This window comes from Paraburkholderia sp. GAS333 (assembly GCF_050435665.1).
Taxonomy (GTDB): domain Bacteria; phylum Pseudomonadota; class Gammaproteobacteria; order Burkholderiales; family Burkholderiaceae; genus Paraburkholderia; species Paraburkholderia fungorum_A.
In genome coordinates this window covers 791957-813319 of sequence record NZ_JBNDKS010000003.1, presented here as the reverse complement: position 1 = coordinate 813319, position 21363 = coordinate 791957, and the positions used below count along the sequence as shown (strand labels likewise).

Sequence of the window (21363 nt, the reverse complement as noted above, 5' to 3'; positions counted from 1 at the left end):
GGGCATGGCGTATTTCGGCGAGACGCGACTTGCGATGGCGGCCGGCGTGATCGTCGCTTATCTGGCGATGTGCGTTGGCGTCCTCCGTGCCCATGTCCGACGTTCGCGTCAGGTTGGGTCGAACACCGTGCGCGGCAATGCCGACAACACGGTTGTATTGGTCGCATACGCGAGCCAGACCGGGTTCGCTGAACAACTCGCCGCACAGACTGCGCAACTGCTGCAAGGCGCAGGTCGTGTCGTTCAGTTGGAGTCGCTCGACACACTCGGCTTCGATGCGCTCATGCGATATTACCAGGCCTTGTTCATTGTCAGCACGACGGGAGAGGGCGATGCGCCCGACAACGCCGTGAGCTTCGTGCGCAAGGTGATGAGCGCTGGCGCGGCGCAGTCGCTGCAGACGTTGCATTATGCGGTGCTTGCATTAGGCGACCGGAATTATCGCGATTTTTGCGCGTTCGGTCACATGGTTGATCGTTGGCTGCGCGATCGTCGCGCGCAGTCGCTGTTCGACCTGATCGAAGTGAATAATGGCGACCCGGCCGCATTGCGGTTGTGGCATGAGCGTCTCTCCTCGTCGGCGTTTGAAGGTGGCGACGAAGTACTTACGCCCCTTTCAGGCACGCGCTGGATTCTTGATAAGCGAAATTTGCTTAATCCCGGTAGCGCGGGAAACCCGGCGTTTCATGTCTGTCTCAAACCCGACGATCTAGCCGCACTGAACTGGCAACCTGGTGATATCGCGGAAATTCGTCCGCAACATCCAGAAGCTGTTGTAACGGCATGGCTGCGCATGCTGTGTCTGGACGGCGACACGGCTGTCGATTGCGATGGAGACATAATCAAGCTATCCGAAGCAATTTCAACACGCACGTTGCCGGTAAAAGTCGACGTGTTGCGCGGGCAGTCGCCTCAGGTCATCGTCGATTCATGCGAGCCGTTACCTTCGCGAAAGTACTCGATCTCGTCTTTGCCGGCTGATGGTCGGCTCGAATTGCTTGTGAGGCAGGCGCGTTATCCCGATGCGTCGTCCAGTGAAGGTGTCGGTCTTGGACTCGCCTCGGGCTGGCTGACGCGGCATGCTCCACCCGGCGCATCGATCAGCGTGCGCGTGCGCACGAATCGTGGCTTTCACGCGCCATCGGATGATCGTCCGCTGATCCTCATCGGTGCGGGGACGGGACTCGCGGGTTTGCGTGCGCATCTGAAGCATCGGGCCAAGTGCGGTCATCGTCGAAACTGGCTGATTTTTGGCGAACGCAGCGCCGCGCACGATACGTTTCACGCGGACGAAATTGCGCATTGGAGGGCTGCTGGTGTGCTTGAGCGACTGGACCAGGTGTGGTCGCGCGATGGCGGTGAATATCGCTACGTGCACGATGCAATCCGCGGTGCGGCCGGGCATGTGCAGCAATGGGTTGAGGGCGGCGCATCGATCTACGTATGTGGTAGCGCGCAACGAATGGCGCAGACGGTGCAGGCTGCTTTGGTCGATGTTATCGGCGAAGCGCGAGTGGACTCACTGCGCGAGGCGGGGCGATATCGGCGCGATGTTTATTGACCAGGGCGGTTGGCGACCGCGAATTTATATGTCGCGCTACCGTTTCGTCGAAATCGGTTTCTTTGGCAGTCCCGCAGCATCGCTTCGTGATGAATAACTCCAGTGCGAGTTTCGTACAAATGCGCAACTAACGGTCAGTCTCATGCACGTCCACGTCAAGCCCCAGACCGCACTCTCTGCGTATCTTGCTTACAACGCGCACCAGAAAACTAGTTACAAGTGATGCCGGAAAATCCCTTTCTTGCCGGCGCGATCTGGTCCTCGTCGGCCATTTTTCGCCGTCATATCAACATCTTCCAATCATTTAGAAAGCCCGATTGAAACAATCCGTAATCTAATTCAGTAAACGCAAATAGCAATGATTCGCATTCACACATTACAATTCGACTCCAGATTGCGCAGGTGAGTCATGCGAAGGGCGCATGACACCGCGGACGGGGAAAGAATAAATGTACATAAACAGATGTTTGTTCAAGATTGTCGTGCCGGCCTTGCTGGCGGATATTTGTGTAGCGCAAAACGGCGGCGCGTACGCAGCGGAGTTACAGGCTAAAGCCGACGCACCGGTCGCGGCGAGCGCGCCCGCCGCATCGGCACCGACCGCGATCCAGGCGGACCGTCAGTTGAAAACGATCAGCATGACCGCGAACCGGGTCGGCAAAGTCGATCTGAATCGCACGGCGGCAACGGTCTCGGTGATTACCAGCGACGACATCGACGATAACAACGCGAAGGACATCAAGGACGCGTTGCGCTATGAGCCGGGCGTCGAAGTGCGTCGCCAGGCGTATCGTCCGGCGGGCATTACCGGCTCGTCGGGACGCGCGGGTAACGAAGGCATCAACATTCGCGGCCTCGAAGGCAATCAGGTTCTGATGCTGGAAGACGGCATTCCTTTGCCGCAATCGTATGCATTCGGCTCAGGTTCGGCCGGTCGTGGCGACTATCTGAACACCGATCTCTATCAACGTATCGAAGTGCTGCGTGGACCTGCGTCGGTGCTATATGGCAGCGACGGCCTGACCGGCGCGGTCAATTTCGTCACCAAAGACCCGGCCGATCTGCTGTCGATCTACAACAAGCCCACCTATTTTTCGGTGAAAGCGGGCTACGATTCAACGGACCGTAGTTGGGGATCTACCGCGACTGCCGCGTTCGGCAACGACCGGATTCAGGGCATGCTCGTGCTGAGCGGCCGTCACGGTCACGAGACCGACAACAAGGGCGACAGCAACGTGCTGGGCGCGAACCGTTCGACCCCTGATCCGCTGACGTATAACAATCGCAGTGCGCTCGGCAAACTGGTGTTCAACCTCACGCCACGCGATCAGCTGAAATTGACTGCGGAAACGCTGAATAACGCCAATTCAAGCGACGGCCTCACGCAATTGAACGGCGGCTACACGTGGAGCGGCTACTCGGCGGACGTGTACAACACCGTCAACCAGGTGACCAGCAACCGCGTGAAGCTCGAATACGATCATCACGACGACACCAATCCGTGGATGCAGCAACTTAAAGCTTCGGTGTACTACCGTAATGCGCAGACACGTCAGTCTCTGTTGATCGATGGCGTAAATTCGGCTGGCGCGGAAAGCAGCCGAACTCGAACCAACGAATACGGCGACAACATCTTCGGCGGCAGCGTCGTCGCGGAGAGCGCGTTCAGGACCGGTCCGTTGTCGCATAGCGTGACATATGGCTTCGATGCCAGCCTGTCGCACTACAGCACCAGCAGTTCAGCGGGCTCGGAGTGGAGCACGCCGACAGACGGTTATCCGGAAGCATTCCCGAAAACCTCGCAAATCAACCTCGGCGTGTACACCCAGGATGAAATCCGTTGGAACAAGCTGAGTTTCGTCCCGGGCGTGCGCTTCGATTACTACAAGATGACGCCGCATCCCGACGCAACGTACGAGGAAGTGAGCGCAAGTTCGACCAAGCCGACGACCGGTTCGAACGGCAACGCGATATCGCCGCGACTGGCGTTGCTGTATCAGGTGTCGCCGGCATTCATTCCGTATGTGCAATATGCACGAGGTTTCCGTGCGCCTAGCGCGTATCAGGTCAACAGCTTCTATAACCCTGCGGGCTCGTACGGTCTCTACTATCAGCAGGTCGGCAATCCGAACCTGAAGCCGGAAACCAGTAATTCGATTGAAGCAGGTTTTCGCGGCAAGCTCGGAGTTGGTACCGGCATCCTGAACTACAGCGGAGCTGCGTTCGCTGGGCGCTACAACAACTTCATCGATACCAAGGTTATCGGCGGCAGCACGTCGTCCGCGACGAATCCGTACACGGTTCAGTACGTGAACTTCACGAAGGCGTCGATTCATGGCTTTGAAGGCAAGGCCGACTGGATCGTCAGCGATTCGATCGAAGTGAAGGGCGGTTTTGCCTATATCAAAGGCACGGAAACCGAAGACGGCAAGACGACCGGACTCGATACGATTCCGCCGCTGGCGGTGGTGCTGGGCATTCGTTACACCGGCGGCGACCGTTGGTTTGCGGGCGTGGACATGACGTACAACTCGCGCAAAGACAAAGACCAGATGTCGAGCGCGTCGTATTACTCGACCCCGTCGTACACGATTTTCGACCTGCACGCAGGCTACAAAATCACCAAACACGTCAGCGTGACAGCCGGTATCGATAACCTGTTCGATCGCAAGTACTGGATCTGGAATGACGTGCGAGGCCTTGCCGATAGCGACGGCTACGCGAAGATTTCGGCTCTCACCGCACCGGGCCGTAACTTCAACGTCGGCATGAAGATCGACTTCTGACCGGCGTCGGGTTCTTCGCAATCTCGGCGCGATTACATCGCTCTGCATCGCGTGATTGACGAATCGAATCCGGATGATTCGCGAGTCCGGCACGACGCATTAGTGACAGCGTGCCGGACTTTCCCAACTTTCAGCATGAAGCTATCCAATCCAATGACAATCGTGAAGAACAGCTATACGACCCAACCAGAATCGCTCGAACAATTGCGCAACGATTTTGTGCGTATCAAGGCCGAGCAGAAACTGCGTAACCGCGAAGCCGCGTTTGCGCTCGGTATCAGCGAAGGCGAGGTGCTTGCCGCATTTGTCGGCGAACACGTCGTGCGACTCGACACGCGTTTTATCGAGCTGTTTGAAGAGGTGCCGATGCTCGGCTCGGTGATGGCGCTGACGCGCAACGACGCCGCCGTGCACGAGAAAGATGGCCAGTTCGCCAATATGAGCCATGAGGGGCCGACCGGCATTGCACTCGGCGATCCGATCGATCTGCGGATTTTCTACAGCAAATGGGCGGCGGGTTTTGCTGTCACCGACGTCACGCCGCGCGGCACGCTGAAGAGTTTGCAGTTCTTCGACGCGCAAGGCCACGCTACCCACAAGGTTTATCTGCGCGAGCACAGCAATCACGCAGCCTACGCGGCATTTGTCGAACGCTGGGCACATGCGGAGCAGACGGCGGGAATGACGGTGACGGCCGCGCCCGCTGCGCCAGTGCCGACGCCCGAAGAGGACATCGACGTGCACGCGTTTCACGCTGCATGGCATGCAATGACCGACACGCATCAGTTCTTCGGCTTGTTGCGCAAGTTCAGGCTTGCACGTACTCAGGCGCTGCGTCTTGCCGAGTCGCGTTACGCGCAGCGCGTCGCGAACGACGCGATCGCAACGGTATTGAATCAGGCCGCACAAACTGAATTGCCGATCATGGTGTTCGTCGGCAATCACGGCATGATCCAGATTCATACTGGACCTGTGAAGACGATCCAGTCGATGGGTCCGTGGCTTAATGTGCTCGACCCCGGTTTCAATCTGCATTTGCGCACCGATCTGATCGATAGCGCGTGGGTGGTCCGCAAGCCGACCAGCGACGGCATCGTGACGTCGCTTGAATTATTCGACTGCAAAGGCGATAGCATTGCGATGCTGTTCGGCGCGCGCAAACCGGGTTCGCCGGAACTCGCAGGATGGCGAGAACTGATTGCAAACATCGCGCCGGTTATGGAGAACATTGCCGAGGTGACCGCATGAGCCGGCGCGGCTTCGACATTCATCGACGCCGCATCGTGGTCGGCGGCGTCGCGGCGGTAGTCGGTATGGCCGGGCTGAATTCGCGAATGGCGATGGCAATAACAAAGACCGCTGCGCCGAATCGCGTGATCGTGATCGGCGGTGCGCTGGCCGAGATCGTGTATGCGCTCGACAAAAGCACGATGCTCGTCGCCACCGATACATCGTGCACGTTTCCCGCTGCCGTGCTGAAACTGCCGAAGGTCGGCTATCAGCGAACGTTATCGGCGGAAGGTGTGCTGTCGATGCATCCCGATCTGATTCTGACCTCCGCCGAAGCGGGGCCGCCAGGTGTGCTGCAGCAGATCCGGCAAACAGGCGTCAACGTCGTGTCGTTCACGGAAACACATAACGTGGATTCGCTGCGGAAAAAAATCGACGGCGTCGCGCGCGAACTCGGCGCGATGGAAGATGGCGCGGCATTGCGCAAACGTGTCGATGCCGAGTGGGACAACGCGATAAAAAACGTCGCCGCCTCACCGCTTGCGAGCCGCGCGCAACCGCTGCGTGTGCTGTTTCTGCTGAATCCTTCGGGTAGTCAACCGATGGTCGCGGGGCAACACACCGCCGCCGACGCGATGATCAGTTACGCCGGAGCGCGCAATGCCATTCAGGGTTTCGATGGTTATCGCAGCCTCTCGCCGGAAGCGTTGATCGCCGCCGCGCCCGATGTCGTGCTGACCACCGACGACACCCTCGCCGTATCGGGCGGAGCGGCGGCGATTCTCGGCACGCCGGGTTTCGCATCGACACCCGCAGGCAGAAATTCGCGAATCGTCTCGCTCGACACATTGTTCCTGCTCGGCTTCGGTCCGCGCTTACCGGAGGCTGTTATGGCGCTGAACCGGCAACTCGTGTCGGCGGCGTGAACGCCTTGGTCTGCACATCGCCGCATGCAAGCTGCTCGCGACGAACCTTTATTTGCGAAGTGCCATGAGCATCGAAAAAATCTCGCGTGTCGGAGGCGGACCATCGCCGGGCATCATGAAATCGCGTAGACCACGGGCTGTTTTCACGCTGTTCGCCGGTTTCAGATCGAACGGCGCACGCAATCCGCTTAGCGTGATGATTGCGCTGGGCGCGCTGCTATGCGTGTCGAGCGTTGCCGCAATCTGTCTCGGTGCGTACCGGATAGCGCCCACGACGCTATTAGCGGCCCTGTGGCGGCCCGGCGCACTCGGCGTGGACCCGACGATACTCGACCAGGCGCGTGCCGTTCTACTGTCGATCCGCCTGCCGCGCGTCGTGCTCGCGCTGATCGTCGGCGCCGGGTTCGGCGCGGCGGGCAGCGCGTTGCAGGCACTGCTGCGCAATCCGCTCGCCGATCCGGGTTTGATCGGCATATCGAGTGGGGCCGCGCTCGGGGCATCGCTCGCGATCGTCTGTGCGCCGTGGCTGTTGTCGCACTTTGGATTCGCGGGCGATAGCGTGACCGCGTTCGCTGCGTTTGCTGGGGCGCTCGTCGTTACCGCACTGGTCTACCGTTTGTCCGCGCGGCGAGGGCGCTTGAGCTTGCCCGTGTTGTTGTTGTCGGGTATCGCGCTGAACGCGCTTGCAGGTGCAACGATCGGCGTAATGACGTATGTCGCATCGGATTCGCAACTGCGTTCGCTGACGTTCTGGAGCCTCGGCAGTCTCGCGGGCGTGCAGTGGCGCACGATCCTGATTCTGCTGCCGCTGGTCGCACTGAGCGCGGCGCTGATCGGAAAATGCAGTCGCGCGCTCAATGTGATGCAACTTGGCGAAATGGAAGCGCATCATCTCGGCGTGCCTGTGCAGCGAGTCAAACGCATCGTGTTGATTGCGGCTGCGTTGAGCGTCGGCGCGATCGTCTCGTGTACCGGGCAGATCGGCTTTATCGGTCTCGTTGCGCCGCATTGTGTGCGCCTCGTGTGCGGCCCGGATCAACGCTGGGTTCTACCAGGAGCGATGTTGTTCGGCGCATCGCTAACCGTTCTGTCCGATCTGGCCGCGCGTACGATTGCCGCGCCCGCCGAAGTGCCGCTCGGCATCCTCACTGCATTGATAGGCGGTCCGTTTTTCCTCGCGCTGATTCTTCGCAACCGCGAGCGGCTTGGTGCGTGACGTGCTCGAATCGAACGGGATTTTGTTGGGAGAACGCGAATGCTCGAAGTAAAGAATGTGTACGTCAGATACGGCGATCGCACGGTGATCGACAATGTGTCGCTTGCGGTTCGGCCCGGCGAATTCACCGTGGTGCTGGGCCGTAACGGCGCGGGCAAAAGCACATTGCTCAAAGCACTTGCAGGCGATTTCAACGCGCCGTCGGTGCGAAATTTTTTCGGCTACAGCGGGACCACGCTGCTGAACGACAAGCCGATCCATGCCATCGCCTCCGACCGGCTTGCCCGGACTCGCGCGGTGCTGTCGCAAACGTTCCAGAATAGTTTTCCGATTCGTGTCGAAGAACTCGTTTCGATTGGACGGTATCCGCATTTATCACGTGTACGCAGCAGCGTCGGCGAGCAGATCGTTATTGACGACGTGCTGGGTTTGGCCGGCATCACGCACCTTAAAACGCGCGATATAACAACGCTATCGGGCGGCGAACTGGCGCGGGCACAATTCGCCAGAACGCTCGCGCAACTGTGGCTTTCCGACGATGCCGATTCGCAAGAGAGAGCCACGCGATTTCTACTGCTCGACGAGCCGACCGCTGCGCTCGATCTCGTTCATCAGCACAAACTGTTCGCGACGGTGAAGGAGTTGACGCGTAGCTGGGGCATCGGTGCATTGGCGATTGCACACGATTGCAACCTGGCAGCGCGTTACGCAGACCGGATGATTTTTCTCGCAGACGGCCGGCTGATCGCGGAAGGTGCGCCGCAAGAAGTAGTCAGCGAAACGGTAATCGAGCAGTGTTTCGGGCTTGCGGTGCGAGTAGTCCATGACGATCTGGACGGGACGCCGTATCTGATTCCGGCATCCCGATAGCGAAGCGGATATTGGCGCGGTTCGCTTCGCATCGTTCAGTCCGCTACGACACGCTCTCTACATCCATCGTCAGAATGATCTTGCCGACATTCGCCGCCGACTCCATCCGTCGATGAGCATCGGCGGCACGCGCGAGCGGGTACGTGGAATCGACCACCGGCTCAAGACGCGCGCCACCATCAAAGCGTTCCAGCCAATGCTCGCGAAAACGCTTCACCATGTCGTGCTTTTCCGCTTGCGGCCGTGATTTCATCACCGTGCCGAGAATCTGCAGGTGCTTGTACAGAATCTGTTTCAACTCGACGCTGACGGTGCCTCCACCGCCAAGAATGCCGACCTGAACGAGTCGCCCGCCATTCGCGAGCGATGCAATATTGCTCTTGAAATACGGTGCGCCGACAAAATCGATGACCACGTCCACGCCTCGCCCATCGGTCGCTTTGGCGATCACTTCCGCGAAATCCTGCTTGCGATAATCAATCACCACGTCTGCTCCCAATTGCACTACACGCTCCAGCTTGTTGCCGTCGGCCGTGGCGAAAATCGACGCGCCGGTTGCATAAGCAAGCTGAACGGCGGCCGAACCGACGCCGCCCGCAGCCGCGTGAATCAGCACCGAGTCGCCGCGTTTCAATCGGCCGAGATGCATCATCGCCTCATGTGCGGTGACGAATACTTCGGGTATCGCGGCGGCATGCACGTAGTCGAGCGATTCAGGAACCGGCATCGCCATTCTGTAATCGATGCGCGCGATTTCCGCGTAGGCTCCGCCGCCGACGACGCCCATCACGCGGTCGCCCACCTTGAAGCCTTGAGTCTCACTGCCGGTTTCGATAACTTCGCCCGCGATTTCGAGTCCCATGATCGTCGAGTCGCCGAAGTTCGGCCGCCCGTAACCGCCTCGCCGGTGCGTGAGATCCGCCCGGTTCACGCCGGCGGCATGAACGCGGACGAGCAGGTCGGCGGGACGCAACTCCGGCGCTGGCGCATTGTGAAGTTCGAGTACATCGGCTTCGCCAAACGAGTTGAATGTAATTGCTTTCATACTGATTGCTCCTTCGTTTCGCCGAGCGTTGCGTTGGCAACGGCCGACGCTGAAATTGCCGCTGGAAATCCTGCATAAAACGCGAGGTGGGTGATCAGGCCGCTAAGCTCGACGCGTGTGACTCCGTTGTCGATCGCGCGACGCAGATGTGCGGGCAGTTCATCGGTCTTGCCAAGCGCGACCAGTGTGGCGACAGTAATCAGACTGCGATCACGTAACGACAGATCGGCGTCGGCCCAGATTTGCGGAAACAGAACCGTGTCGACGAACTCGGAAAGTTTCGGCGTAAAAGCGCGCGCGGCTTCGCGCGGGCTGTGAAATTCGGAGTGGGGCATGATGGCGTTCCTGTTAAACCTGGCTGATGAATTTGTGGGTGAGGTAGTACTCGATGCCTTCAGCGCCGCCTTCCGAACCATGGCCGCTTTCTTTCATTCCGCCGAACGGAAGCTCGGTAGCGATGATGCGGTACTGGTTGATGCCGATCATGCCGGCTTCCAGGCCGTCGGCCACGTCAATCGCCGTGCGCGCATTGCTGGTGAACGCATACGCGGATAACCCGTACGGCAGGCGGTTGGCTTCGGCGAGACCATCCTTGAGCGTGTCGAATGGCATCAGGATCGCGATCGGGCCGAACGGTTCTTCGTGCATGACGCGGGCGTCCATCGGCACGTCGGCAAGCACGGTCGGCTCGAAGAAATAACCCTGACCTTCGATACGTTTGCCGCCTGTCAGAACGCGTGCGCCGCGAGCCACGGCGTCGGCGACAAGTTCTTCCATCTTTGCAAGTTGCCGCGGATTGGCGAGCGGGCCGACCTGCGTACCAGGCTGCATGCCGTCTCCAACAACGAGTGCTTCAGCCGCGCTGACGAAACGCTCCACGAATTCGTCATATACGCCGCGTTGAATCAGGAAGCGGGTCGACGAAATGCAAACCTGGCCGGTGCCGCGAAAGCGATTCGCCGCACCATCGACGGCGGCTTTTTCGACATCGGCGTCTTCGAATACGAGCACCGGACCGTGGCCGCCCAGTTCGAGGGTGATCGGCTTCACGCCTTCGGCGGCACGTGCGGACAGCAGGCGTCCGATAGGCACCGAACCGGTGAATGTGACCTTGCGAATGACCGGCGACGCGATCAGTTGTCGGGAGACCGCATCGGGCACGCCGAAGACCACTTGCAGGACGCCCTTCGGCAATCCGGCATCATCGAGAGCCCGGGCCAGTGCGAGGGCCGTGGCGGGGCTTTCCTCGCCCGGTTTGATGATGACGCTGCAGCCTGCCGCGAGCGCGGCGGATAGCTTGCGTGCCGGCGTGATGGCGGGGAAGTTCCACGGGGTGAATGCCGCGACCGGGCCGATTGCCTGACGTTTGACGAGTTGCTGCACGCCAGGGCGATTCGAAGGCACTACGCGACCGTCGATACGGCGTGCTTCTTCTGCGAACCATTCGAAATAATCGGCGGCGCGCAGGACTTCGTCGCGGCTCTCGGCAAGCGGCTTGCCTTCTTCGAGGGTCATCAGGGTGGCCGTGCGCTCGGCGCGTTCGCGCATCAGATCGGCTGCGCGTTTGAGGATGCGCGCACGTTCGTTGGGGACGGTGTTGCGCCACACGTCGAATGCCCGTTGCGAAACGTTGAGCGCGTGATCGAGATCGGCCGCGGTGGCGAGAGGCACGCGGCCGAGTTCGACCTGTGTCGCCGGATTGATGACTGGCATCGTTTCGCGGGCGTCGGCGCCGATCCACTCGCCGTCGATGAAAAGATAGAGCTTGTCGTAAGTTGCGTTCATGACTGTTTACCTCCATTAGTTATCCGATTGATTCGGCTCGGTGAATCGGCGGGTGACAGGTACTTCGATCACTGCCGGTTGCCGTTCTGCACCGGGTGCCGGGCTACGGAACGAAGTCTAGGGAGGAACGGCAAGCCGTTTAAGATGGGCCGCTGCAAATCATTTTTCTTTTGAACAGTAAAATCCGGCGGCCTGCGCTTGCCGGTGGCAAAAATCTGGCTTCCGCCGCGCCGTTCATGTTGAATGCTTGACGACAGGAAACTGTCGGATTCATCATGCAGGCTTTCCACGCGTCATCCGCATTGGCAATGCAGGCTCGAGCCGGGCGGCGGTCGAAAGGGCGCCGTCATACGGAAGCAGTGCTTCCGCAGACGTGTCACGCGAATGAAAGAAAAATGAAAGAACGACGGGAGCGTTGAAATGGACAAGTTTTACAACATGTCGGTATTCGCGCGAGTGGTCGAGATGGGCAGTTTCACCGCGGTCGCGAATCATCTGGATTCGACCGTTGGAAACGTTTCACGCGCTGTGTCGACACTGGAAGAGGCGCTCAATACGCGTCTGCTGCAACGGTCTACCCGGCGTTTGTCGGTCACGGATGCGGGCAGGCGTTTCTATGATCGTTGCACGGAGATTCTCGCCGATCTTGAACATGCTGAAGCCGAGGCGCGCGATGCGATGCTGGAGCCGCGCGGCAGGCTCAGAGTGCATTCGGTGCCCGGTCTGGGACGCACGCATTTGACTGAAGCGGTGCTCGCGTATCGCAAGGAATTTCCGGAAGTCACCGTCGACCTGATGTTGTCGCAACGCATGCCGAATCTGCTCGAAGATCAGCTCGACCTGTCGGTCGTTATCGCTCGCACGCTGCCGGATTCGGCCTACGTGAGCCAGAAAATAGGCGCGAGCCAGTGTGTGCTGGTTGCTTCGCCCGACTATCTCGCCGAACATCCCGCACCCACGCGACCGGAAGAACTCGTCGACCACAACTGCGTGTTGCTAGCCACCGTCGACTATGCACCTGACGAATGGCATCTTCAGAGTGCGGCAGAAAGTGTCACATTTCGCCCCACAGGTCCGAACTTTGGCGTGAACGACATGGAGGCGATGTCCGTTGCTTTGCGCGCGGGTGCCGGCATTGGTCTGCTGGCGGGCTTTTCCGCCGTCGAGGAATTGCGCGCGGGCAGACTGGTTCGGGTGCTGCCGGATTTCCACACTTACGCGCGGAATGTGTACGCGGTGTATTTGTCGCGGCAATTCGTAGATGCAAAGATCAAACACTTCGTTGAAACATTGAAGACTCACGTTGGAACGAAACTCGACGCTTACGCGCGAGAACTTCACATTCACGTTGCAGAATAAGACACTGAAAGCAACGCTGTTCGCGTCTCGGCATAGCCCTTGCTGCAATGAATGGGTTATCCACCTGAACGAAAGGAGACACCTGTCATGAAGCTCTTTTATTCACCGGGCGCGTGCAGTCTCGCCGACCATATCGCCATGCATGAAGCCGGTATGACGTTCGACCGGGTTCGCGTCGACCTGAAGACGAAACTGACCGAGACCGGGCAAAAGTTCGAGGAAATCAATCCGAAGGGCTATGTTCCGACGCTCGAAATGGAGGATGGCCAGATACTGACGGAAAACGTGGCGATTCTTTCGTGGATTGCGCAACACGGTGCATCGCTCGCGCCGCATGGCGAGTCGGGCAGATTGAGATTGCTTGAAATGCTCGCGTTCATCTCGACTGAAATACACAAACAGTTTGGGCGGATTTTCAAACCGAGTTCCGACGCGGAAGCGGCAGCGGCGCGCGAGAAAATCGGCCAACGTTTCAAACTGATTGGCTGCCAGATGAAGGGCGACTATCTATTCGGCAACGATGTAAGCGTGGCGGATGCTTATCTGTTCACCATGTTACTCTGGGCCGATAAGGTCGGACTCGACGCACCGCAGGTACTCGTTGATTTCGCGCAGCGTATGCGGGCGAGGCCGGCCGTTCAACTTGCTTTGAAGCACGAAGGACTGGCATGATCGAGTGGAGGCTTGGCATGGATCGCCAACCTCCTCACTGTTACCGCATCATTTTTCATGGGATACACACATGAAGTCGAGGAACATCGTACCGCTTCTGGTCGTTTCATTACTGGGCACCTCTGTTGCCGCATTCGCGCAACAGCACGACGATAACCATGGCGGGCATGGCGGTCCGCAGTCGCACGGAGGGCCTGGCCCGAGTCACGGTGGCCCGCAGCATGGAGGCGGTCACGGACCTGCGCCTCGCGAAGCATCGATCGACCGTCCGGGTGGGCCCGTTCCTCACAACGACTGGCATAAAGGCGAGCGGCTGCCGCAAGAATATCGCGACCGCAATTACGTGGTCGACGACTGGCGCGGACATGGATTGCATCAGCCGCCGCGTGGTTACCAGTGGGTCGGCGTGAATGGCGATTACGTTCTCGCCGCCATTGCAACGGGCGTCATCGCAAACGTTCTGCTCTCCGGTCATTAACCGGAATTCTCAGGCGATGGTGGTGAGCGAAAGCTCAACCACCATCGCCAGTCGAATCAATTCAAACGAATACCATTATTTGCATCGAATAGATGCGCGTTTTCTGCACGCGCTATCAAGTCGTGCGCGGCTGTTTGTCATCGCCCACAGGTTCACGCAGCAGAAGCAATAGCTTCACGAAGAGCAGCTTGCGACTGCTCGTTCGAATCCGCTTGAGGCTGCTGTTGCGGATGACGAAGCGTGCGGCTGCGTTGCCCATCCACGGAAACCGCGCGCTCTCCCGCAATGGTGACGCGACGTACAAGACGCTCTTGCGTGCCGTAATCGTTGACCGCGTAGTGCTGGGTTGCGCGATTGTCCCAGATCGCGACATCGTTCTGACGCCATTGCCAACGCACCGTGTTTTCAAGGCGAATCACGCGGTTTTGCAGAATCTCGAAGATGCGAGCCGACTCCGAACTCGACAGACCCACGATGCGTTTGATGAAATGGCCGAGCAACAGGGCTTTTTCACCCGATACCGGATGCACGTGGACGAGCGGGTGTTCCGCTTCATAGACGGCCGAAACAAACACGTTCTGATGATGCGACAGACGTGACGCGGCGGATTGCGAATCCGTGCCCGCAACGCGTTCGGCACCGTAGTCGTAATCGTTGGTGTGCACGGCCCAGAGCGACTCTGCGAGGCGCTTCAGATCGTCGGGCAGGCGCTCGTACGCGACAGCCGTATTCGCCCAGACCGTATCGCCGCCATATGCCGGAATCTTGACGCCACGCAGAATGGAGATCTTCGGAAACGCATCGATAAAGGTGACGTCTGTATGCCACGAATCCGCGCGGCCGCCACCTTTGGATGCATCCAGTTCAAACAGTTTCGTGCCTTCCGGCGAGGGTACGGTAGGGTGCGCGATCGTATCGCCGAAACGTGCGCCAAAGGCCTGATGCGCTGCGTCGTCCAGATGCGACTGATCGCGAAAGAACAGTACCTTGTATTTCACCAGCGCGCGGTGCAGCGTGTCGATGGCGGCATCGTCCAGATTGGGAGAGAGCCTGATGTCCTGAACTTCTCCGCCAATCAATCCAGCAACGCGCCGGATACGAAGGTTTTCAAATGACGTGTCCAGATTCGTTTCGGCGGAAGAACTCACAGTCTCGCTCCTGTAGGAAGAGCTAAAAGTGTAGGAAACTGAGCACGGCGTTCAAACCAACGAATCGGAATATCGATTCCATCGCAGTCAAATGCGAGCAAGCCATGCGCAAAAAAATGTCGACCGCGCTATAGCGCCCACTCCACGGGCGCTGAAGCCGCCTAACGTCATCACCTTGATGCGAGTATTGAATATGAGCGTTTACTCGTAACATTCTCTGGACGGAACGCAAGGAGCGATCCGCATCAACGGAGATCGACATGACTGAAATCACCACGACCATGAAGCTCAATCACCTGAGTTTCCCCTCGTCCGATGTGAGCGCCACCGCCACGTTCTTCGAACAGCACCTTGGCTGCACTGTTGCGGGACGCGGCACAAGCTGGTTTCTGAAGCGCCCTGGCTTCGACATCGTGATCGATGACGCTGCGGCTCACCCGGTCGAATGGCCGCACAATTTCCACATTGGTTTCGAACTGCAATCTCTCGATGAGGTTCGCGCGCTTTATCAAAAGATGTTCGCGGCTGGCGTCGCGATGAAAACCGACGTATTCAAACACGAACGTGGCTCGCGATTTTTCTGTGAAGTGCCGGGTGGCGTTCTGGTCGAAATCAATACGCGCTCGGATGCCGACGAGCAATATCGCGGTACCTTCGACCTGTAAAAATATCGGCCTGAAAAAGCAGTGGGCGCTTCTTGTGAATCAAAAGCGCCCACTGTTCACTGCATTTTTTCTACTGCTCGCAAAACGTCTTTAAAGAACCATTCCACCCGATACTTCAATGCGTTGCCCGTTGATCCACCGGTTATCGTCCGCCAGCAATGCGGCAATCATTGGTCCAATATCGTCCGGCTCGCCGACGCGGCCAAGCGCTGTCATGTCCGCCACGCGTTTGTTCACCTCGGGGTTGTCGCGCACCATACCGCCGCTGAAATCGGTAGCGATTGCCCCTGGCGCAACCGTATTCACGGCGATGCCTCGTGCACCGAGTTCCTTCGCCATGTAACGGGTCAGCACTTCGACAGCACCTTTCATCGATGCATACGCGGATGACCCCGGAAGCGCAAAGCGCGCCAGCCCCGACGAAATATTGACGATCCGGCCGCCATCGTTGATGAATGGCAGCAGCTTCTGCGTGACGAAGAACACGCCTTTGAAATGAACCCGATAGACGGTGTCCAGTTCGTCTTCGGTTGTACTGTCGAATGCATTGTGCAGCGACGTGCCTGCATTGTTGACGAGGTAGTCGAAGCGCGAGGCGCCCAGCTCGCCCAGTGCGCGCTGTACATCTTGCACGAACTGATCGAAGGAGGCGGTATCGCCGACGTCCAGACGAAGCGCGACTGCGCGGCGTCCCGCTGCTTCGACCGACGCAATGACCTGATCGGCTTCGGCACGATTCGAGTGGTACGTGATAATGCTGTCGACGCCGCGTTTAGCCAGATTCAACACGGTATTGCGGCCAAGGCCGCGGCTGCCGCCGGTAACGATTGCAATTTTCGGGCTTGACGTTGATGTGGTATCGGTAGGCATTGCGCGCTCCATGAGTTAGTTTGGCGTGAAGAAAAGATAGCTTTTGCGTCATGGGGAGTGAATGCCGGAACTCGCCTGTTTCTTGCCTAATCCTGTCCGGTGACCTATAACGTCCACGCGATCCACACTTGAGGCCAAGCCATGCTCGACGCGCTAATCGACGCCGTCACCCGCTATACCGACGCGCAGAGCGGCGACAACCCGTATGTCACAACGGTCGAAGGTCTGACGATTCTTCGTTCGAGTCTGGAGACGCGGCCGAGTCACCTGATTCACAAACCGGCGCTCTGCATCGTCGTACAAGGGGCAAAAGCCACGACCTTCGGCAATCGGCGTTTCGATTACAAGGCGGGGCAGGCACTCGTTGTGAGTATCGAAACGCCAGCGTTTGGCCGCGTTATCGAGGCTAGTCCGGATAAGCCATTTCTCGGCATCGTCATCGAATTGAATCTGTCGATCATGCGTGAAGTCGTGGAAGCCTTGAAGACGCTGCCCGACCCGGACATGGCCGCGCGTTCGGCGGTATTCGTTGCAAATTTCGACGGGCCATTAGCCGATTGCGCGCTGCGCATGGTGCGGCTCGTCGATACGCCGCAAGCTATTCCGATGATCTATCCGTTGCTGATGCGCGAGATCAGCTATTGGCTTCTGAGCGGCCCGAGCGGCGGCGAGATTGCGCGTCTTGCGCTGGCAGGCAGTCATTCGCAGCGCGTGATGAATGCGATTCACTCGCTACGTGAGCGTTTCGCCGAATCGGTGAGTATTGAAGATCTGGCGCGCACGGCGCAGATGAGCGCTTCGGCATTTCATCGGGAATTCAAGGCGATTACGTCGATGACGCCGCTGCAATACCAGAAGCAGCTTCGCCTGATTGAAGCGCGTCGCTTGATGACGGCTGATTCGACGAACGTGGAAACAGCCGCGTTTCAGGTCGGTTATGAAAGCGCATCGCAGTTTAGCCGCGAGTACTCGCGCATGTTCGGCGCGCCGCCGCGACGTGAGGTGGTAGCACTGAAGCGCGTCGCGTCGTGAGTGGAAGCGCCGCGTCTTTAGTTACGTCTCTGTCTCCCACCGGTAATCCTCGACGAGGCCACGCATGAATGGAAACGTCCTGATTTCAGGTGCTCGTGTCGCCGGGCTTGCTCTGGCTTATTGGCTGGATCGAGCGGGATTCGGCGTGACACTGGTCGAACGTGCTTCCGAATTTCGCCGGGGCGGCCAGGTTGTCGACATTCGCGGTGTCGCGCTGGACGTGGTACAGGCGATGGGATTGCTCGACGACGCCCGCGCATTACGCACGCGTCTAAAGGGGATGTCGATGCTTGACGACGACGGCAACGAAATCGAACGCACCGAGGAGCGCATTCGCGAACTGGTCCGGCATTGGGAGAAGCCGGTGCAAGCGTTCGCCACCTATGAAGCGCTAATGAGACCGCACGTGAACCTTAATCAGGCGCTTGTCGATCTGACGCGCCAGGGCCCGGTGCCGGACGATTTGCTGACCCATGCGAAGAACGGCATCGATCTGCGTGACTTGTTGAAAGAGGTGGACTAGACGGTACGCAAGCGCAAGCCTGTGCGCTCAACCGGCTTCTTGCGACGATAAGCCCACGTCGTCGGCGACACTGTCGGACTCCGGCTTTCGCTGATCGCGCTTCTGCCCGTTCTTCTTGTTGCGCTTCGCGTCGTACATCGCGGTATCGGCCAGGCGCAGCACGGCGTCGATATTCGTGTCCTCCGCGCTTACGTTTGCAATGCCGACGCTTGCCCCGATGGTTACGACGAGACCCGGCGACAGCTCGAAAGGCTGCTCGATCGTGCGCGCAATCGCCGCTGCCAGATCTTGCGGAGCCTGGCCTTCCCCGATACGGTCGACGATCACGAATTCGTCGCCGCCCATTCGCGCGACCAGCGCGTGTTCACTCGCGAGCGCCCGCAAACGTCTCGCGACCTGAATCAGCAGCTTGTCGCCCGCTTCGTGGCCGTGAGCATCGTTGACCGGCTTGAAGCCGTCGAGATCGAGATAGAGAAGCGTCATCCCCGCGCGGACAGGCGGCACGTCGTGCGGCCCTGTTGCCTTGAACAGCCCCTCACGGTTGAGCAGTCCGGTGAGCGCGTCGTGGCGTGCACGGTGACTGTTCTCGCGCTCGGCTTTCATTGTCGAAATGAGCATGCCGTTAAGGCGCTTCGCGGCGACGCTCATCGCAAACATGTAGAACGGAATCTGCAAAAGCGTGAGAAGAAGCACGGGTTCGCCCGCGAGCAACGCGCCGAGACAGCACGGCCCGAGCGAACAGAAGATCATCACCGCGACGAGGCGCGGCGCAGCGAAATTGCGGAAACATATGCCGCCGACCATCGCGGCCGCCGACAGGAACGACAGCGTCGCGGCAACCCAGTCGCCGCTGACCGCGCTGACAAATGCGCCATAGCCGACCGTGATGCCCCACAGCGGAGCCAGCAGGATGTAGAGGTCGGTGGGCGTCGTTCTGGCCTGCGCCGCGCGGTTCCGGGCGATGGCGAGCACACACAGGCGCACCACGCAGACCGCGATTTCCGCGCCGAGCCATAAACGGAACGGCCAGGTGGGATGCCGGTGCGCGAGAACCCACGCAACCGCGATCGTGTTGAATACGCCGCCGAAGAAAATGGGTAGTGTGCCGAACAGCGTGCCGACCAGTGCGACGCGAATCTCGAACGGTGTTTCCTGTCCAGGAGCCGCCAGCCATTGGGCCAGTCGGCCACGCGGCAAAGAGTAGATTTTTTTAGTACTTGGCACGAGCAACACCTTATTTGCGGGCCAACGCCCGCGCCTGATCTCGAGGCGACGACAAGCAAGGAGGCGGTCCACATCCGCTATGGTGCGGTGCGGTTGGGTCAGCGTTTTCCCCCGAATACACTGCCACGCCGCCATTATCTGGATGCCTTGACATCCATTGCCCGAGTTTAGCAGGCTTCGTGCTGGGCCGAATACGTCAGCGGGGTCGGCTTTGAGGTCTTTAACAATCAGTGGTGTTCGCGCGACGAACCTCCGATTGGGCCAGAAGCTCAGATCCAGCTGACGCAAATTTAACGGCGCGTGCACATGGGGTTAGCGCACGTTATAGCGCGGCCCATGCCGTTGGATCTCCGTGATCGAAAGTACGGATAATGGCTGCATCATGCGGAAAATCGTGTTGTATGCGACACGCCTGCCCTCCAGGGAGACTGCCATGAACGACACCCGGCGACTCGCCGCCTTGCGCATCGTTCTGATCGTTGTGGGACTGATCGCCGTGTTCGGGTTCTGGCCGCTGATGATCCTGTGGCCGTCCGGCTGGGCGTGGCACAGCGGTCATTCCGACTATCCGTTAATGATCGTGGGTATCTACGCGACGCTTGGCGTATTCCTGCTGATGGCGTCGCGCGATCCGCTGCGGCATCTGAGCCTGATCTGGTTCACCGTGTGGTCGAGCATCGTGCATGGCGCGATCATGGCCGTGCAGTCGTTCGGCGTGGAGATGGACGGCGCGAGTCACGTCGGCCATCTGGCAGGCGACGTGCCCGCGTTGTTCATCGCGGCGGCCGCGCTGGCGTTCTTCACACCGCGCGGCGAAAAGGCGCGCACGCTGGCTCGCATGACGGGGTAGACGGCGAGTGATTGAAAAGACCGCCGCCCTGACAGATTTGATCGCTGGTAATGGCTCGTATTTGCTCTTTAACTGATTCAGCGCCGACGGGATATGCTGCTCATAAGGCCATTGACAGAAACACCAAATATTGTTTGCCGCGCAGTAGATATACCGATCCGATATATGTTGCTGGAATCTTCAGTAGAGACCAAACCCTATACGGATGCGAGAGCACGAATTCCGTTTGCTCTTGCATTGACAGCATTGCATTCTCGCGGGGTGATATAAAAACATTCACCTGATTTATATCGTTTTCCCGTTGAACCCGGGAATTGTCGATTGCTATTTCATTAGAACCGGTTTTCCCGGATTCCCGGTCTTGATCGGAATGGCAAAGGGTCGGTAGTGAAGAAAACGATGCCGGCAACGACGAACACGGTCCAATATCGCACCGGCCTTCTGCGGATTTCACACCGCGGGTCCCTTATCGTCCAGCGCAACCGAAAACCCGCGTTGCACGCCGGGGCGCTCGAACAGGGTCGCATACCATCGCTTGACGTTCGGGAAGTCGTCGAGCGAAACCTGGTGGCGCTCGTGCCGCCACGCCCAGCCGAGAATCGCAAAATCCGCGACGGATAGCTCGCCGGCGACGAATTCGACATCGGCGAGCCGCCGATCCAGCACGCCATAAAGGCGCCGCGTTTCGTCCGAATAGCGCTTGAGCCCGTAACGCCGGTCAGCCTCGGGCTCGACCGTGCGGAAGTGATGCACTTGTCCCGGCATCGGGCCGAAGCCGCCCATTTGCCACATCAGCCATTCGATGACCGGCACGCGCTCGCGCAAATTCGTCGGCAAAAACCTGCCGGTTTTTTCGCCGAGGTAGAGCAGAATCGCGCCCGATTCGAACACGCTGATCGGACGGCCATCGGGTCCGTCGGAATCGACGATGGCCGGAATGCGGTTGTTCGGGCTGATGCGCAGAAAATCGGCTTCGTGCTGTTCGCCCTTCGAGATGTTCACCGGCTTGACGGTGTACGGCAGATTCATTTCTTCGAGCGCGACGCTGATCTTCCGGCCGTTAGGCGTATTCCATGTATGAAGGCTAATTGTCATTCAGTGCGTTCCATTTTGAAAGGCGGGT

General features: G+C 59.0%; 21 protein-coding genes. 13 read left to right on the top strand and 8 right to left on the bottom strand.

Annotated features, from left to right (window positions below; translation table 11 throughout):
* The first annotated feature begins 4 nt into the window (after positions 1-4).
* The 6 genes from ABH945_RS19345 to ABH945_RS19320 all read left to right on the top strand — a co-directional run bounded on the left by ABH945_RS19345 (position 5) and on the right by ABH945_RS19320 (position 8589).
* A complete protein-coding gene (locus ABH945_RS19345; protein WP_429251580.1) occupies positions 5-1561 on the top strand; it encodes a sulfite reductase subunit alpha in 1557 nt (518 codons plus the stop codon).
* Between the two features lie 449 nt (positions 1562-2010).
* Entirely contained in the window at positions 2011-4347 is a 2337-nt protein-coding gene (locus ABH945_RS19340) for a TonB-dependent hemoglobin/transferrin/lactoferrin family receptor (RefSeq protein ID WP_429251579.1), read from the top strand.
* 153 nt (positions 4348-4500) lie between these two features.
* A complete protein-coding gene (locus ABH945_RS19335) occupies positions 4501-5595 on the top strand; it encodes a hemin-degrading factor (protein WP_429251920.1) in 1095 nt (364 codons plus the stop codon).
* Entirely contained in the window at positions 5592-6503 is a 912-nt protein-coding gene (locus ABH945_RS19330; RefSeq protein WP_074770474.1) for a heme/hemin ABC transporter substrate-binding protein, read from the top strand. Before ABH945_RS19335 ends, ABH945_RS19330 begins: the two co-directional genes overlap by 4 nt.
* A 115-nt stretch (positions 6504-6618) precedes the next feature.
* Positions 6619-7719: a FecCD family ABC transporter permease gene (locus ABH945_RS19325; RefSeq protein ID WP_429251919.1), complete on the top strand. Its 1101-nt coding sequence runs from the start codon at positions 6619-6621 to the stop codon at positions 7717-7719.
* A 39-nt stretch (positions 7720-7758) separates the two neighbouring features.
* Positions 7759-8589 (top strand): heme ABC transporter ATP-binding protein, encoded by an 831-nt coding sequence (locus ABH945_RS19320; protein WP_429251578.1) that lies wholly within the window; start codon positions 7759-7761, stop codon positions 8587-8589.
* Between the two features lie 43 nt (positions 8590-8632).
* On the opposite strand, the gene ABH945_RS19315 is transcribed toward ABH945_RS19320, so the two are convergent.
* The 4 genes from ABH945_RS19315 to ABH945_RS19300 form a co-directional block, all read right to left on the bottom strand.
* Complete coding sequence (locus ABH945_RS19315; protein WP_429251577.1) at positions 8633-9634, bottom strand: NAD(P)H-quinone oxidoreductase; 1002 nt, start codon at positions 9632-9634, stop codon at positions 8633-8635.
* Positions 9631-9969 carry a carboxymuconolactone decarboxylase family protein gene (locus tag ABH945_RS19310; protein ID WP_429251576.1) on the bottom strand — a complete coding sequence of 113 codons (339 nt, stop codon included), beginning with the start codon at positions 9967-9969 and terminating at the stop codon, positions 9631-9633. Before ABH945_RS19310 ends, ABH945_RS19315 begins: the two co-directional genes overlap by 4 nt.
* Positions 9970-9982: 13 nt before the next feature.
* Positions 9983-11419, bottom strand: a complete 1437-nt coding sequence (locus tag ABH945_RS19305) for an NAD-dependent succinate-semialdehyde dehydrogenase (protein WP_429251575.1) — start codon at positions 11417-11419, stop codon at positions 9983-9985.
* A gap of 68 nt (positions 11420-11487) precedes the next feature.
* Positions 11488-11709 (bottom strand): hypothetical protein, encoded by a 222-nt coding sequence (locus ABH945_RS19300; protein ID WP_429251574.1) that lies wholly within the window; start codon positions 11707-11709, stop codon positions 11488-11490.
* A gap of 130 nt (positions 11710-11839) precedes the next feature.
* On the opposite strand from ABH945_RS19300, the gene ABH945_RS19295 reads away from it, so the two are divergent.
* From ABH945_RS19295 to ABH945_RS19285, 3 genes are all read left to right on the top strand, one after another.
* The gene (locus tag ABH945_RS19295) at positions 11840-12778 is read left to right on the top strand and encodes a LysR family transcriptional regulator (protein WP_429251573.1); all 939 of its coding nucleotides are present in this window, start codon (positions 11840-11842) and stop codon (positions 12776-12778) included.
* A gap of 87 nt (positions 12779-12865) precedes the next feature.
* On the top strand, positions 12866-13450 hold the full coding sequence (locus tag ABH945_RS19290) for a glutathione binding-like protein (RefSeq protein ID WP_429251572.1): 585 nt from the start codon (positions 12866-12868) through the stop codon (positions 13448-13450).
* A 70-nt stretch (positions 13451-13520) separates the two neighbouring features.
* Entirely contained in the window at positions 13521-13928 is a 408-nt protein-coding gene (locus ABH945_RS19285; protein WP_074770458.1) for an RcnB family protein, read from the top strand.
* A gap of 152 nt (positions 13929-14080) precedes the next feature.
* Here the strand turns inward: ABH945_RS19285 and ABH945_RS19280 are convergent, their stop codons facing one another.
* The gene (locus ABH945_RS19280) at positions 14081-15076 is read right to left on the bottom strand and encodes a TauD/TfdA dioxygenase family protein (RefSeq protein ID WP_429251571.1); all 996 of its coding nucleotides are present in this window, start codon (positions 15074-15076) and stop codon (positions 14081-14083) included.
* A 260-nt stretch (positions 15077-15336) separates the two neighbouring features.
* Here ABH945_RS19280 and ABH945_RS19275 point away from each other — a divergent pair, with 260 nt between their 5' ends.
* The gene (locus tag ABH945_RS19275; protein ID WP_074770453.1) at positions 15337-15741 is read left to right on the top strand and encodes a VOC family protein; all 405 of its coding nucleotides are present in this window, start codon (positions 15337-15339) and stop codon (positions 15739-15741) included.
* Between the two features lie 90 nt (positions 15742-15831).
* Here ABH945_RS19275 and ABH945_RS19270 read toward each other — a convergent pair whose 3' ends face one another.
* Positions 15832-16611, bottom strand: a complete 780-nt coding sequence (locus ABH945_RS19270; RefSeq protein WP_429251570.1) for an SDR family NAD(P)-dependent oxidoreductase — start codon at positions 16609-16611, stop codon at positions 15832-15834.
* Between the two features lie 141 nt (positions 16612-16752).
* Here ABH945_RS19270 and ABH945_RS19265 point away from each other — a divergent pair, with 141 nt between their 5' ends.
* Together ABH945_RS19265 and ABH945_RS19260 are read left to right on the top strand one after the other, a co-directional pair.
* On the top strand, positions 16753-17643 hold the full coding sequence (locus ABH945_RS19265) for an AraC family transcriptional regulator N-terminal domain-containing protein (protein WP_429251569.1): 891 nt from the start codon (positions 16753-16755) through the stop codon (positions 17641-17643).
* Between the two features lie 64 nt (positions 17644-17707).
* Positions 17708-18166, top strand: coding sequence for an FAD-dependent monooxygenase (locus tag ABH945_RS19260; protein ID WP_429251568.1), 459 nt, complete (start codon positions 17708-17710; stop codon positions 18164-18166).
* 27 nt (positions 18167-18193) lie between these two features.
* Here the strand turns inward: ABH945_RS19260 and ABH945_RS19255 are convergent, their stop codons facing one another.
* The gene (locus ABH945_RS19255; protein WP_074771213.1) at positions 18194-19390 is read right to left on the bottom strand and encodes a GGDEF domain-containing protein; all 1197 of its coding nucleotides are present in this window, start codon (positions 19388-19390) and stop codon (positions 18194-18196) included.
* 433 nt (positions 19391-19823) lie between these two features.
* On the opposite strand from ABH945_RS19255, the gene ABH945_RS19250 reads away from it, so the two are divergent.
* Positions 19824-20240 carry a DUF6632 domain-containing protein gene (locus ABH945_RS19250; RefSeq protein WP_074770447.1) on the top strand — a complete coding sequence of 139 codons (417 nt, stop codon included), beginning with the start codon at positions 19824-19826 and terminating at the stop codon, positions 20238-20240.
* Between the two features lie 450 nt (positions 20241-20690).
* On the opposite strand, the gene ABH945_RS19245 is transcribed toward ABH945_RS19250, so the two are convergent.
* Positions 20691-21335 (bottom strand): glutathione S-transferase family protein, encoded by a 645-nt coding sequence (locus ABH945_RS19245; protein ID WP_429251567.1) that lies wholly within the window; start codon positions 21333-21335, stop codon positions 20691-20693.
* Positions 21336-21363 lie beyond the last annotated feature (28 nt).